The organism is Agarivorans sp. QJM3NY_25, assembly GCF_050870875.2.
Classification (GTDB): domain Bacteria; phylum Pseudomonadota; class Gammaproteobacteria; order Enterobacterales; family Celerinatantimonadaceae; genus Agarivorans.
This window is the reverse complement of sequence record NZ_CP194041.2, coordinates 1,115,305-1,129,558: the sequence shown is the minus strand read 5'-3', so window position 1 is coordinate 1,129,558 and position 14,254 is coordinate 1,115,305. Positions and strand designations below refer to the sequence as shown.

Here is a 14,254-nt window from a genome sequence, read left to right as displayed (position 1 = left end):
CCTATGCAAATATTCTCTATGGATAAACTAACGGCTTTTAGCCAAATCATCACCGCAGACCAGCTCGGCGACTTACGTTGGCCAATCATCGCCTGTTCAATACTCGCCTGCGCAATCATTGCCGAACGAGTGATCAGCTTAGCCACGGTGCAACTCAGTAACTATCAACGAAATTGGTTACAATTAGCCACTCACCTGCTGGTCAATAATCAAACGTCCTGCCAGCCAGGAGCTCGCTGTTTTTCCCAATCTCGTAGCCTCGCCCGCAAAGCAATTTGCCTATTGCTGGTTCATCGTCATCAAAGCAAGACACTTCGTGAGGAAATAGCAGCCGTTTGGTTACGCCAACAGCAACAAAAACTCTCTCGAGGTCTCAAAGCCTTACACATTCTAGCGCTAATTAGTCCCTTACTCGGCTTACTCGGCACCGTGCTTGGCTTAATTGAGATGTTCGATGTTCTGGCCAGTACCGAGCAAGCAATTAACCCAGCAATGCTAGCACAAGGCCTTGGGACAGCGATGTATACCACCGCAGCAGGCTTAATGGTGACGGTTCCCGCACTTGCCTTTGCGCATGCTTTGAGTTTGTGGAAGGATCAAATCGTGCACCAACTGGAAACAATGATCAATCAAGCCAACTTGATGATTGAAGGTGTCGATACCCTTGCCGACGATGCAAAAACCCTTGCGGCCTTTCAACCCGAACTTCAGAGCCCCGCATGATCCGTATAGAACAAAAAAATAGTGGCTTCAGCATGATGCCGGACCTAACAGCCCTATTAGACATTATCTTCATTGTATTGGTGTTTCTGCTGCTCACGGCAAACTCTCGGGTTTATCAGATGAAGATGAACCTGCCACAAACCGAACAAGCACAGCCCCAAGCTGCAAAGCAACCCGCCGAGCTACAGTTGAGTCTATTTGCGGAATCACCTAAATGGGGGCTTGGACAACAACGTTATCAAAACTTTCAAACCTTTGCCGCTGCCTTAAAACAGCAGAGCCAACAACAACCTTTGGCTCATACCAGCCTCGCCAGCGAGCGCCAAGTTCCAGTCGAACAATTGCTCAAATTGCTTGAATTATTACAACAACTCAAGATAGAGACCACTCAAATTTTAATGGAAAAAAAACATGATTAAGCATCAACCTTTGCGCTTTCTTTCACCGCTATTCTGCCTAACTATCGCGAGCCTATTCTACTCGTCAATCAGCGTTGCAGAGTCGCCACTAAAACACGTGGTGAGTGCTGGTGCTAACATTACCGAAATAGTGATAGCCCTTGGCGCTGAGAAACAACTGGTAGCAGTAGATTCAACCAGTGACCTGCCACCTCGGCTTAAGCTACCGGTGGTTGGTTATCATCGCCAACTCAGCGCCGAAGCCTTACTCGCTTTAGGTCTAGATGGTTTAATTGGCAGTGATGAAATGGGGCCCGAAAGTAGCTTGCTTCAATTGCAGCAAGCTGGAATTGCAGTACATCGTTTAAATAGTGAAGCGACTATCGCTGGCCTCGAGCAACGGATAGTCCAACTCGCAGAATTATTAGGCCATCCGCAACAAGGGCAACAGCTACAAGCCAAACTAAAACAACAAATTAGCCACTTAAAACAACAAGCTAAAACTGCTCGCCAACTCAATAGCTTATTTTTCATCAGCCACGATGGCAAAAAACTAATGGCGGCGGGAGATCACACAGCCGCCAATAGCATCATCGAACTGGCTGGTGCAGTAAACCTTGCAAAACCGCATATTAACAGCTACAAACCGCTCTCGAACGAAGCCATTTTAGCCTTGCAACCAGAACTGTTATTATTTAGCCAACGAAGTTTAGACGCCCTCGGTGGGCCACAAGGTGTAATTGATAGTTTTCCGGTATTAGCGGCGACGCCCGCTGGACAACAGCTCGCAATTTATGCGATTGATGGACATGCACTAATTGGTGGCTTAGGTTTAGCAAGCTTAGAACAAGCAACACGGCTAAGCCAACGCCTACAATAAGCCCAATAATATAAACAGAGCTGAATGTATAAGCTCAATTACTCGCTATTTAACCTTTACAAGGTTGTATTAATGTCGCTATTTTCGCCAAAGTCGGTCTCCCCCAAAATCAGCTTGTCTCGCTGGTTTATGTTGGCCTCCTTACTGTTACTCATTGCCGCAGGCTTGTTGTCTGTCACTCAAGGGCCGATGAGCATTCCCGTGGCAGACGCTTTAAGAGCTTTAGTGCCTTTTTCTCTGCATTCAGATGCTCCAGCTCACTACCAACTAGTGATCACCGGTATCCGCCTACCGCGCACCCTGTTATGCATCGCCGTGGGAGCTATTTTAGCCATGTGCGGCGCGGTCATGCAGGGCTTATTTCGTAATCCTTTAGCCGACCCCGGTATTATTGGCGTCTCAAGCGGCAGTGCTGCTGGCGCTGCCATAGCCATTGTGCTGCTGAGTCTATTAGATTGGCAGCTCCCAAACGTGGTGAGTAGTCTGGCAATACCACTGTTTGCCTTTGTCGGCGGCTTTATCACCACTATCTTGGTTTATCGCTTGGGGACAACAGCCAATGGGACTTCGGTGGTCATGATGTTATTAGCGGGCATCGCCATTGGTGCGCTTTCTGGTGCTGGGATCGGCCTATTAAGCTATTTGGCTAACGATCAAATGCTACGCGACTTGAGCCTGTGGCAAATGGGATCACTGGCGGGAGCCAGCTGGAATAATATCTTATTGGCTTTTATTACCTTGACCATACTCACGGTAGTGTTTTGCCGCAAAGCCAAGGCCTTAAACGCACTATTATTAGGCGAAGCAGAAGCTGGCCACCTAGGCATCGATGTACAAAAACTCAAGAGTCAACTGATCTTCTTTACCGCGCTGGGAGTGGGGATTGCAGTGTCGGTATCCGGCTTAATTGGTTTTGTCGGCTTAGTGGTTCCCCATTTAGTGAGAATGTTACTTGGGCCCAACCACCAACAACTCATTCCTTTTAGCGGCTTACTCGGCGCAGCACTATTGTTAATGGCGGATCTTATTTCACGGATGATCATTAGTCCTGCTGAGCTCCCCGTAGGCATCGTGACCGCACTGGTTGGCGCGCCCTTCTTCATATTCTTGCTGTTACAACAGCGGCAACGCATTGCCTAGGACGACTATGACTCTTTCAACTACCGTACAGCTCAGCAACATCGGTCTCACTCTGGGTAAAAAGCAACTCTTTAAAGACCTATCACTGGCGTTTTATCCAGCCCAACATACCGCCTTGTTGGGCTCTAATGGGGCAGGTAAAAGCTCACTACTCAAGCTCATTTCTGGCGATCTTGAAGCCCCCACCGGCATACTCAGTATTTTACAACGCCAACGCAAACACTGGCGACGCACAGAATTAAGCCGCCATCTCGCGGTACTCCCGCAAAGTTCAGCCTTAAGCTTTGCCTTTAGCGTTAGCGAGGTAGTTAGTCTCGGCTTAATCAACAGTAAATTAAGCCACCAGCAGCAGCTACAAATCGTTGAACAACAACTGGAATTGATGGACATTTGGCACTATCGCGATACGCCCTACCCGCAACTATCGGGCGGTGAAAAACAGCGGGTTCACTATGCTCGCGTCACAGCGCAACTCGCCGACACCCCAATAGAACAACAAATCTTACTCTTAGACGAGCCCACCAGCGCCTTAGATTTAAACCACCAGCAAGCCTTGATGCAACATGCCTCAAAACTAAGCCAGCAAGGTGCCACGGTGATCAGTGTGGTGCACGATCTCAACCTTGCCTCACGTTACTGCGAGCGAATCGTATTATTAAAGCAAGGTGAAATATGTGGCGATGGCTCTCCTGAGCAAGTGCTCACCGAGCAACAAATTGGCACGGTATTTAATTATCAGCCACAAATTATGCGCCACCCCAAATATGGCTTTCCGGTGATCATTTAAACTGTAGTCGCTCAGACTATCGGTCATCCTCCTCTGTGTACTTCCTCAGCAGGCTTGCAATAAGCCTGTTCCCCCTTAACTAAGCGAAGCGTTCACTGCCCTGCGACTGATATTCAAAACATCAATCACGGGTAACACACAGAAATAAAAGATATTTATCTAATTTTAGCAATCTGGACCGCAATAAAAATAGCAGTATCATGGACGATTCATTGACCACCTAATTCAGGTTAAGCATTTATTGTTTTGACGCCAATTATCCAAGCCATAAATAGCACCAAAATGATGCTGAATCAGCCTCAGTCTAGGATAAATGTGCTAAATTTATATGTATAAACGTGTTGAACTTAGAGCATGGTGCTTTACAGCTAACAGGAGACTTTTGTCTGACTGGCCTATAACAAACACAGGACTTGAGGAGCATGATGTTCAGGCTTTACTAGCAAGCTGGACTCCCCCTGAAAGTGAGCGCCGCCGGGAGAAAGGCCCCTCTTTTGTAGAACGTTGTAACGTTGCTCAAAGGAGAACTTATGAAACGAGTATCCATTCTGCTTTTATCTGTTTGCCTCATATTCGGATTTAGCAGTATATTCAGCGATGGCTCAGCCAAGACTATCGTTATGTATCCAAATATTGATGGACTTGAGGAAGCCAGCTTTGGCTATCAAATGATGGCCTTAGCGCTCAAGAACAGTGGAAAACCATATCAACTGCAACTCTATCCCTTAGCAGTCAACACAGAGCGGGCTTTTAGCCTGTTGAGCGAGGGTAAACTCTCTGCCGCAGACAACGCGGCCGATAGTTCGCTGGAAGAACAGTTCAACATGGTTCCCATTCCCCTCGATGGCGGACTGCTGGGGTGGCGACTGTTTATTATCCACCAAAATCAAGTTGAAGATTTTGCCAAGATTAAAACTTTACAACAACTTCACAGCAAAACTGCGGGTCAGGGAAGAGCTTGGCCGGATGTGGTCATTTTAAAAAGCGCAGGTTTGCAGGTAATAACCTCGTCCAAGATCGAGAACTTACTTAAAATGCTTGATAGAGAACGGTTTGATTTCTTTCCATTAGGGGCGGGAGAAATCTACGGATTCCTCCGGTTCTACAAAGCAAAACTGCCAAATCTGGTGATTGAGAATAGCCTGGTGCTGGTCTATCCATCGGGGCATTTCTTTTATGTCAATAAAGAAAACACCGAACTCTATGCCGACATCATCAAGGGCTTAGAAAACGCCTACTCGCAAGGGAGTTATCAGCGACTAATGAGCAACCATCCATTTATGAAGGAGGGTCTCGGCAAAGCTCAGCTTGCAACGCGAACCGCCATCCATATTAAAAACCCATTGAACAGTGAGAAATTCAATGCGATTGATGCAAAATGGTTCTATCGTCTTGAGTAAGCGAACGCTGCTCACAACTTATACCAATCTGATTTATTATATGAGCAACTTATGACGCAGAATAAATTTGCCGATAACCAGACATCAAGCGCAGTGACTCGTGGCTCTCCTGAGCAAGTGCTCACCGAGCAACAAATTGGCTCGGTATTTAATTATCAGCCACAAATTATGCGTCCCCCCCAGTACAGATTCCCGGTCGTTATTTAAGTCTAAGAAACCAAAACCGTTGGCTCGATAAACATTAAACCTTCCTGGTTCACAATCGATTTGCTCAGTTACCTAAGCTTAGGTAAAGCGTCAGTCCAAAGTGATTGACGCTTTACTTGGGACGGTTAATTGACACAGTGGATGCGCAACAAGCATCAGAATTTTTAGGACGTGATTACCAGTGATATTTAAAATCTAGAGCACTAAATCTGCAAATTGGTCCGCTAACGCAACAATCTCTAGATAAGTGACTAATTTAGAAAAATTTGATTTGAATGAGTAAGTTAATAAGGAAACAACCAGCTTGGAATTGACCATCCTGATTATTGCTTCACGAAGGATAGCGGTTTTCACAGCGATACTTTGACCTACTTTTAGCAAATAATCAATTCAATTGCTGCGCCCTGTGGGGCTTTAGATAAGCGATGCATAAGCAATCCAACGAACATAGTAAGCTATTTGGACTTCCCCAGATTTACGATACACTTCTAGCTCAGTCGCATAATGTACTCACCATAGATTTTAATCAGGAGTGAATTGAACAATGAAAATCAGGCGCTTGGAACGATCAGATAATACCGATTTATTTGATATCTATAGCTTTTCATCGGTTTCTGAAAATACCTCTCAGTTACCTTTTCTTAGCTCTGATATTGTGGCTAATTTATTTGATAATCTAGAGCAATACACCTTAGTAGCTGAGAGTAACGGCAAAGTTGTAGGCCACATAACGCTTTTCTTAACCAACAAAATTCGAGATAGACACTGTGCAGGGATTGCAATTGCAGTACACCCCGACGCTCACGGCAAAGGTATTGGCAAAGCACTATTACAAGAAGCGATAAACCAAGCTGATAATTGGCTTAACCTCGTTCGTTTAGAGTTGGAAGTACATATTGACAACTCAGCGGCGATATCACTTTATAAACGGGTCGGCTTTGAAATAGAAGGAACAAAAAGGCTAAGTACCTTTAAATCGGGTCGCTATATCGATATGCACATCATGTCCAGAATACGACCAGACCATGGTTTCATTGCCAGCTAAGGCGTGATGACGATTCACGACCCGGCCCTGCAATGTTGCCTGCAAGCAGCATAACTGTTCAACAGATCGCCACGCTAAGTCAGACTTTCCAAATATTCACATTAATCACAATATGGATAGCAATGAATCCCTTGCAAGCGACAGCTGCGCTTATAGGAAGCCACCAACATGGATAAATTGGGCTGCTCTCTTGTGCGAGCGACGATAAGCCAAGGGACGATACCCAGTAAAGCTTTTAAAACGAGCACTAAAGTGAGCCTGAGAAGAAAATCCGAGCTGGTAAGCAAGCTCGACCAGACTAAGCTGACTAACTGGTGTAAGCTTAGTTGGAAGCTAGTTTTGTTCGATGAAATCTTGGCAACGCTGCAACGGAAATGGAGCTAAACCACCGCTGCTTGGTAAGTCAGTAAAACGCCTATCGACATAGTTTTTCGGCAAATAGCCAAGTAATAGTAGGCTTACTGATTCGAAGGCCAGTTGCGCACTGCCGTCTTGCCAGTTTAACTTCAAAGCCCAGTGTTGCAGTAGGCTGCTGATGGCCAGTTCGTCGATAAAAGTTAAATCTTGTAGGCTAACTTGTGCCGCACTTTTATCCCAAGTCTGCTCGATACAGCGACTGAGATCATCATCTGAAAAGTACAGATGTACAAAACGCAAGGGGCCATCAACCTGCCAATGTGATTCATGCCCTGCAGGCATGATGCATAACTTGCCCAGTGCTCCACCGCCAATCGACTGCGCTCCAAGCACCCGTTTGGTTTGATATCCGCCAGACAGATAGAGACTGAGGGTGTGGTGTTCTGGCTTCTGATAGGAAGTCACATCATCCTGATTAGACCACAGCGCAAAACCTAACTGCCGATTCAAATTGACACGGTTATGCAGCACTGCCCGAGCGTTGCTCAGCCGTTCGAAAACATGAACTCGTTGATTTTGTTGATATAAATGTGAATAATTCATCACGCCACCAGCGCATGGCTGCTTGCTCAGGGAGATTCGTCCATCATAAGTACGAATTAAGATTAAGCAAGCGTATCAGAAGCAAAGATGGCTTGTTTTAATTGAATACTTTCAATAGAATCCACGGCAAAATGATAAGCACGGTCGATAGACTTACGACAAAGCTTGTTCGGCTGTGGCATCCCTCCTAGTAACATCCGGATGTAACTCTTCGCTCAATAGCAAGGTGGCTTTAACGCCCCTAAAAATATTCACTGTAATCACCGAAAGAAGGATCTCATGACTAAGCTTCAGTGGCTGAAAGCAAGCCTATTTATCGCTTTCTATTCCCCCTTCTTCGCCGAGGCTGTCGTCGAAGATAACTTCGATTCTGAAGAGAAACCCTATTTTCCTATGGGGGCAGAGCAGGCAAAACAGCGCAACCAAAGCTTGCCGAAACCCTATGGCTTCAGCCTAAATTATCTGGGAATGTCGCAATCTTTAACGAGCGATAACATTTCTTTCTCAGGCTTAGGAGCACTAGAGCCCTTAATTGATATTGAAACCAGTGATGCAGTGCAAGATTCCGAAACATTGAGTTTTAAAGCCGATCTGTGGCTCAGCCCCTTTTTAAATGTTTACGGGCTACTCGGCTATACCAAAGGTAGCAGCATTAGCGACGCACAAATCAACTTCGCAGGTCAGCCTTTATTAAGTCCTTTTCAAATAGACCTCGAGTTTAAAGGCCTTACCTATGGCGTCGGCAGTACCCTTGTCGCGGGAATTGGCAACTGGTTTAGTGTATTCGACATTAACTATAGCCGCACCGATCTCGATATTCTGAATGGTGAAGTCAATACGCTCGTCATTAGCCCTCGCCTTGGCTATCGCTGGGAAGTCAGCGGCCACAGCATTCAACTGTGGGGGGGAATGATGTACCAAAACTTAGAGCAAAGTTTTCATGGTGATATATCCGAACTCGGGATCGCTCTCCCTCCGCAATTTCCGAGTAATACGAGGTTTGATGTAAATCAGCGATTAAAAACACAATGGAATGCACTATTAGGCGCTCAAGTCTCTCTCAACGACCGACTGGCGGCACTACTAGAACTAGGAATGGGCCAACGTACCAGCCTTATGTTAAACCTAGGCTACCGTTTTTAATTTAGCTGGAATCTTCACTTAAATCATTCACCTTAAAAAGCTGAGTCGTTCAAGTTTAGCCCCCCCCAAAAAAATCAATTTACGTTTCTGTAAGAGGGATGGTGAAAATGCTTTTGATTGTCATCTCCATCAGGTTTTTAGGATAGCTGAACCACAACCAGTAAATTTTACGCAGAGGAAGGCTTTGCATTTGCTAGAATGAATTTATACACTTCGCCATCGCCGTTGTAATGGAGCGCATTGATGAAGCCAGCAGAAAACACCACCCGTATTCGCACCCGAGTCCCCTTTCAAGTTGGACGCCGCAGCGATATTCCTGCCGAAATGCTGTCATTTAGAGATCTGAGTAGTGATAAAGAACATGTCGCACTGGTCTTCAAAAATGCCGACAGCCAACAACAAAACCCTCTAGTGAGGATCCATTCTGAATGCTTAACCGGCGATGTATTTGGTTCTTCACGGTGTGATTGCGGTGAACAGCTCAATGAAGCCATCGAAAAAATGGCCGAGCAAGGTGGCATTATCCTGTATATGCGCCAAGAAGGCCGTGGGATCGGTTTATACAACAAGCTGGATGCCTATCAGCTGCAAATTAAGGGTATCGACACCTATAGCGCTAATAATCAATTGGGCTTTGATGACGACTTGCGAGACTTTGGCGAAGCAGCTCAAATGCTTAAAGCGATGGGAGTGAACCAGCTGAAGCTACTCAGCAACAACCCACGTAAACAAACTGCCCTCGAAGAAAATGGCATTATCGTCAGCGAAATGGAAAGCACAGGGGTCTATCGTAAAGTCGACAACCATTATTACCTAGTAACCAAAGCCACCCGCGGTAAACATCGACTCAAACTCAGTAAAGATCTGCTGTCTTCTGAGTAAACCACTCAGTCCCTACCGAGTAACGAACAAAACAGTCCAAGCGAAGAGTGCCCTGAGCGGCACTTCACCGCCACAATACAAACCGCGAGGCGGCTGCTCTTTTTGTAAAATGCGCAAGATTCGATAAAAACACCTAAAATTGCGCAAAGATCTGTAATCATCGGCCTGACGACTCCAGCATAATAGAACTCTTTAATTGGGTATCGATGGCCGCGCAAGGAAAGCTTAAATGATTGCTCTTATTTATGTAGCAACCGTAGGGATCTGGGGGACAACTTGGTTAGCGATAGCCTATCAAATTGGCGATGTGCCCATCGCTAATTCCATCATGTATCGATTTGCTATCGCCGCGTTAATATTAATGATTTTTTTACGCCTCAGCGGACGCTTACAAAAGCTCAACCCAAAACAACACTTCAGTTGCTTACTATTAGGCCTGTGCCTATTTAGCTGTAATTTCATGCTGTTTTATCATGCCGCACAATACATCCCCAGTGGACTGATCTCGATTATATTTTCCATCGCCACCATCATGAATATGGGCAACAGTTGGCTGTTCTATAAACAACGTCCGAGTCTAAGGCTATTAGTGGGCGGAGCCATTGGGATTAGTGGTATCGTGTTATTGTTTTACCCTAATCTACAACAAAGTGAAGGCTTGGGTAAGCAAGTGCTTGGGCTTTTGATGGCATTGGCGGGCACTTACTGCTTCTCTTTAGGCAATGTGCTTTCAGCAAAACAGCAAAAGCAAGGCTTGCCGGTGTTGTCAGTCAATGCCTATGGCATGGCCTATGGCGCAAGCTTCCTGCTATTGTGGTGCCTGCTCAGCGGCCAAGGTTTTCATCTCACTAGCTCTGTGAAGTATTTGAGTAGCTTATTCTACCTTGCCTTAGTGGGGTCGGTGTTAGGTTTTAGCTTCTACCTGATCTTGGTGGGACGCTTAGGCCCACAAAAAGCCGCCTACACTACGGTGCTGTTTCCTGTGGTTGCCTTAGGCCTATCGACCCTGTTCGAAAGCTACCAATGGACACCACTAGCCTTGCTGGGAGTCGCCACCGTATTCATTGGGAATCTGATTGTATTTACCAAGGGCAATCCGCTTCGCCGTCGTGCTCAACCACCGCTCGCCAACTAGCAATACAGCGCTTAGCCACGACAAAGCACTGTGACTTAGGGTAAGGCGATCAGATTAAGGTGGTTATCCCATTGCAGCGGGCTTTGTGCCCGCCAATCTTCCCCAGAGCCTCGTTGCCCGAGTAATTGGCCTTGCCCAGTGCTTGCTACCCAAGTCGTTTCGCCACCAGCCAAACCACAAACATCATCCATTTGCACTAAGTGACTCAACTCGCCTTGCGCCTCCGACCACACTCCCAATTTGGCCCCCCGAGGAGAACTGGCTAAAACTTCTCCCTGACTACAGGCAATACTGCCAACATAGCGATCGAATAAGCCCCAATAATCAGCATCGGGATCCAGAGCCACCAGCGGCCCCTCACCATGATGAGAGTACACAAGAGAACTAATTTCAGCCTCCGGATCTTGCCCCTGACAAGCCAACCATAGGGTATCGCTATGCGCTGAGTAAGCCAAATGACGAATACTAAGCCGATGATCAGCGAGGCTTCGACGCATTAACTGCTCACCATTAAGGCTGTTGAGATAAATCAAGGACGGACGCATCGTCGCAAGGTTAAGCTTTTCACGGCCTCGAGTATGGATCCCCCCCACAGCCACCACTAAACGTTGCCCAGGTAATACCAATAACTGATGGGGACCCAAGCCGCCAAGCGGCCAACGGGCACTTAGCTGCCAAGCCGTTGCCGAGTCGGAGCGTGAATAAACCAGCACATAACCTTCACTGCTATCCTGCTCGCCCGCGGTAACAAACATGCGCAAAGCATCTTCAGAGAAACTCGCATGCCCATAAAAATGCATGCCCATAGGTGGCTGCAGAGTATCGAGAATTTCACCGTGACGAGGATTAAATAGCACGATGAATTTCCCCGGGCGGCGCGCGACACAAGCCGCCAAATCAAACTCCGGTTTTGCCACGGCCACCTCATGGCCTCGCGCGGCCAAAGGGATTTGATATTGCACTGCCCCATCAAGCGTTACCGCGCTCAATTGATACTCCAGCTCTTGCTTGGAGCAGCCCAAGAGCAACATGTTGCTCGCTTGAGCATCGTCTGCTTCAAGTAATAATTTAGCCGCAAGCCCGGGACGAAACCAACCACACCCCAGGCTTAAACAACCGAGCCGCACCAATAATTGACGGCGATTTAATTTAGTCGCCATCATTATTATTAAACCCTAAATCAATCGACAAGGCTTGCGGGATCTGTTCCATAAACAAACTATCCAAGCGTGCCAGTTGTGGTTCAGCCTGCTGCCAAGCACTTAAATCGCTTTGCTCTGCTAACGGCTCTTGTTGAGGCATGCTGGCCAACACCGCCGCAAACTGTTGCGAAACCTGCTTGGCAAGCGTGGGCTCAAGCTGTTGCAGATAAACTGCCAAATATTTCGTATAACGTTGCTGTAATAAAGCGAGTTGTTGGTTGAGTAAGTGCAGGCTGATATTAGCGCGCCACGCTTCTCCTTGATAAGGTCGCAAGCGTTGATGTTTCTCGGAATAAAGCGCACGGTACTTGCGCAGCATAATACTACTTTGTAAACGATAGCTGTTCAGTAGATCGCTGCTTAACTGTGGAAAGAGCGGCGCTTGGTCTTGATGTATTGCAAGGCTTTGCAGGCCTTTACTCACGAGCGTCACCACGGGTAAATACCGACTGAACTGGGACGATAAGACATCGCAACGCTGTTTGGCCGTCAATTCACTAAATAATAAATACGCTTGGCTGCGCAAATTACTATGCGTGGTACTGAGCTTGGGTTCGGCCACACTTAATGCTGCCTTTACCTTGCGTCCCGTGGTGTCTTTTTTATCTGGCCAGTAACTAATCGCCCAATTTAATTTTAAGTCCAGCAGCGGCCCTAAGGCACTGGCCTGCAGGGGTAAATAAGCCTGATAATTAGCTTGCCAAGCTTGCTGACTGGCGGCTAAAGCAGCGGCACTAGGCGCAGCACAATAGCTTGCAACTTGCTGTTGATAAGCCTGCGCAGCCTCAAGTAACTGCCCCCCTAAACCGCTGATATACTGTTGCTCCTGCTTCAACCAAAGGCTTCGTGGGTTATTATCCGCCTGCACCGACGTCAACCCCAGCAATCCCAATAGGCTAAACGTCAGTACTCGTAAAAAATAAATATTCATGACAACTTCCTATAAGGAATTAACAAAAGCGACCAGAGCCTCTCGTTCGCTTTGACTTAAACCAGCAAAGGCCTGTCGAGCAGGTTTGGCTTCTCCGCCATGCCAAATAATCGCTTCGGTAACATTGCGCGCCCGACCATCATGCAGAAATTGACTATGACCATTCACCACCTTGGTTAAACCGATCCCCCACAATGGCGGCGTACGCCATTGCTGGCCATTGGCTAAATATTCCGGCCGACCATCAGCTAACTCACTGCCCATATCATGCAGCAACATATCAGTATAAGGATAAATTCGCTGCTCACTTAAAGCCGGTAAATGCGGGCGTTTAGCCGTAGTATAGCTGCGTCGATGACAACTATCACAAGCCAATTGAGTAAACAATTGATCACCCTGTTTCACCTGCGGATCGTTATAATCACGGCGTCGAGGAACACCAAGGTGACGCGAATAAAATTCAACAAAACCAAGCAGCTTATCACTCACCTCCGAACCATCGGGATCGACCCCAGAAGTCGCCGCTAAACAAGCCGTTTGAGGCCCGGTACAGTGATCTTTGCTAAATAACAAACTGGTAATGCCAATATCACCATTAAAGGCCGCCGCATTCTGCTGCATTAAGCTAGGTTGCCCGGCCTTCCAACCAAAACGCCCCAAAGTGAATTGCTGTGTTTGTTGATCCCATACTCGATTCGCCAGTCCACGGATCCCATCATGATCGCGGTCATCTGGATCAGCATTAGCCAAAATATCTTGCTCGCTAATACTTTCCAGCAAACCAAGGCCGATCATCGGCGAAGCCACCCGTGGCGAAAACATGGTATCGGGGTGCATCGGTCCATAACCGAGTTGATCCACCTGCAAGTGCGGCTCTCGCAGCGTCAACTGGCTCCCATCGGCAAACTGAAACGGTTTATCGGTATAACGAAAACGCACCCGGGCTTCGGGCGCGACACCCGCAATCGCTTGATCTTGAATTTGCCCCCCATAAGTCGGTTCCGGTACCACGCCGTCATGCTGTTGTTGGGCCTTTTGTTGCTCGCTCACCGCCGGAATACTGATCCGCACCAGCATCGATACCGCATTGTCGTCGCCAACTTCAGCGGGATGTCCACGACCATCTTTTAGGTGACAGTTTTGGCAAGCATTAGTATTAAACAAGGGGCCGAGGCCATCTCTGGCAATCGTGGTTGCTGGTGCAACTACCCACGGATTACGAAAGAAACTATTCCCGGTACTGAAATTTAAGCGACCTTCAAAATCTAAATTGGCTGCTGGCAAGGAAAAAGCATTCTCGTCCACTCGCCCCACGGTGGTCCCCCCACCCGGTTTTTTATCATTGGCCCAACTTGCGTTGCTTAACAGCAACGCTACAGCCATCAACTTTATCATCGTGACTTTCACGCTGACTCTCTCCC

General features: G+C 47.2%; 16 protein-coding genes. 11 read left to right on the top strand and 5 right to left on the bottom strand.

What is annotated here, in order from left to right:
* The first annotated feature begins 3 nt into the window (after positions 1-3).
* The 8 genes from ACRRSW_RS05235 to ACRRSW_RS05200 all read left to right on the top strand — a co-directional run bounded on the left by ACRRSW_RS05235 (position 4) and on the right by ACRRSW_RS05200 (position 6,580).
* Positions 4-723 (top strand): MotA/TolQ/ExbB proton channel family protein, encoded by a 720-nt coding sequence (locus ACRRSW_RS05235; protein WP_432454248.1) that lies wholly within the window; start codon positions 4-6, stop codon positions 721-723.
* A complete protein-coding gene (locus ACRRSW_RS05230; RefSeq protein ID WP_432454249.1) occupies positions 720-1,142 on the top strand; it encodes an ExbD/TolR family protein in 423 nt (140 codons plus the stop codon). Before ACRRSW_RS05235 ends, ACRRSW_RS05230 begins: the two co-directional genes overlap by 4 nt.
* Entirely contained in the window at positions 1,135-2,001 is an 867-nt protein-coding gene (locus ACRRSW_RS05225; protein WP_432454250.1) for a heme/hemin ABC transporter substrate-binding protein, read from the top strand. The genes ACRRSW_RS05230 and ACRRSW_RS05225 overlap by 8 nt, the downstream gene beginning before the upstream one ends.
* Positions 2,002-2,073: 72 nt before the next feature.
* Positions 2,074-3,141 carry a FecCD family ABC transporter permease gene (locus ACRRSW_RS05220; RefSeq protein WP_432454251.1) on the top strand — a complete coding sequence of 356 codons (1,068 nt, stop codon included), beginning with the start codon at positions 2,074-2,076 and terminating at the stop codon, positions 3,139-3,141.
* A 7-nt stretch (positions 3,142-3,148) separates the two neighbouring features.
* Positions 3,149-3,928, top strand: a complete 780-nt coding sequence (locus tag ACRRSW_RS05215; RefSeq protein ID WP_432454252.1) for a heme ABC transporter ATP-binding protein — start codon at positions 3,149-3,151, stop codon at positions 3,926-3,928.
* 530 nt (positions 3,929-4,458) lie between these two features.
* A complete protein-coding gene (locus tag ACRRSW_RS05210; protein WP_432454253.1) occupies positions 4,459-5,328 on the top strand; it encodes a hypothetical protein in 870 nt (289 codons plus the stop codon).
* A 51-nt stretch (positions 5,329-5,379) separates the two neighbouring features.
* Positions 5,380-5,535 carry a hypothetical protein gene (locus tag ACRRSW_RS05205; protein WP_432454254.1) on the top strand — a complete coding sequence of 52 codons (156 nt, stop codon included), beginning with the start codon at positions 5,380-5,382 and terminating at the stop codon, positions 5,533-5,535.
* Between the two features lie 544 nt (positions 5,536-6,079).
* Positions 6,080-6,580: a GNAT family N-acetyltransferase gene (locus ACRRSW_RS05200; protein WP_432454255.1), complete on the top strand. Its 501-nt coding sequence runs from the start codon at positions 6,080-6,082 to the stop codon at positions 6,578-6,580.
* Between the two features lie 150 nt (positions 6,581-6,730).
* Here ACRRSW_RS05200 and ACRRSW_RS05195 read toward each other — a convergent pair whose 3' ends face one another.
* Positions 6,731-6,877 carry an AraC family transcriptional regulator gene (locus ACRRSW_RS05195; RefSeq protein ID WP_432456094.1) on the bottom strand — a complete coding sequence of 49 codons (147 nt, stop codon included), beginning with the start codon at positions 6,875-6,877 and terminating at the stop codon, positions 6,731-6,733.
* 36 nt (positions 6,878-6,913) lie between these two features.
* Positions 6,914-7,540, bottom strand: coding sequence for a hypothetical protein (locus ACRRSW_RS05190; RefSeq protein ID WP_432461061.1), 627 nt, complete (start codon positions 7,538-7,540; stop codon positions 6,914-6,916).
* 279 nt (positions 7,541-7,819) lie between these two features.
* Here ACRRSW_RS05190 and ACRRSW_RS05185 point away from each other — a divergent pair, with 279 nt between their 5' ends.
* The 3 genes from ACRRSW_RS05185 to ACRRSW_RS05175 all read left to right on the top strand — a co-directional run bounded on the left by ACRRSW_RS05185 (position 7,820) and on the right by ACRRSW_RS05175 (position 10,700).
* Positions 7,820-8,683, top strand: coding sequence for a virulence protein (locus tag ACRRSW_RS05185; protein ID WP_432454257.1), 864 nt, complete (start codon positions 7,820-7,822; stop codon positions 8,681-8,683).
* Positions 8,684-8,926: 243 nt separating this feature from the next.
* Positions 8,927-9,565, top strand: a complete 639-nt coding sequence (locus tag ACRRSW_RS05180; protein WP_432454258.1) for a GTP cyclohydrolase II — start codon at positions 8,927-8,929, stop codon at positions 9,563-9,565.
* A gap of 229 nt (positions 9,566-9,794) precedes the next feature.
* Positions 9,795-10,700, top strand: coding sequence for a DMT family transporter (locus tag ACRRSW_RS05175; protein ID WP_432454259.1), 906 nt, complete (start codon positions 9,795-9,797; stop codon positions 10,698-10,700).
* A 35-nt stretch (positions 10,701-10,735) separates the two neighbouring features.
* Here ACRRSW_RS05175 and ACRRSW_RS05170 read toward each other — a convergent pair whose 3' ends face one another.
* Genes ACRRSW_RS05170 through ACRRSW_RS05160 form a run of 3 tightly spaced genes read right to left on the bottom strand, consistent with a single transcriptional unit; the run spans position 10,736 to position 14,240 of the window.
* On the bottom strand, positions 10,736-11,863 hold the full coding sequence (locus tag ACRRSW_RS05170; protein ID WP_432461060.1) for a DUF1513 domain-containing protein: 1,128 nt from the start codon (positions 11,861-11,863) through the stop codon (positions 10,736-10,738).
* Positions 11,850-12,833 carry an imelysin family protein gene (locus ACRRSW_RS05165; RefSeq protein ID WP_432461059.1) on the bottom strand — a complete coding sequence of 328 codons (984 nt, stop codon included), beginning with the start codon at positions 12,831-12,833 and terminating at the stop codon, positions 11,850-11,852. The genes ACRRSW_RS05170 and ACRRSW_RS05165 overlap by 14 nt, the downstream gene beginning before the upstream one ends.
* A gap of 9 nt (positions 12,834-12,842) precedes the next feature.
* Positions 12,843-14,240 carry a di-heme oxidoredictase family protein gene (locus tag ACRRSW_RS05160; protein ID WP_432454262.1) on the bottom strand — a complete coding sequence of 466 codons (1,398 nt, stop codon included), beginning with the start codon at positions 14,238-14,240 and terminating at the stop codon, positions 12,843-12,845.
* Between the last annotated feature and the right edge of the window lie 14 nt (positions 14,241-14,254).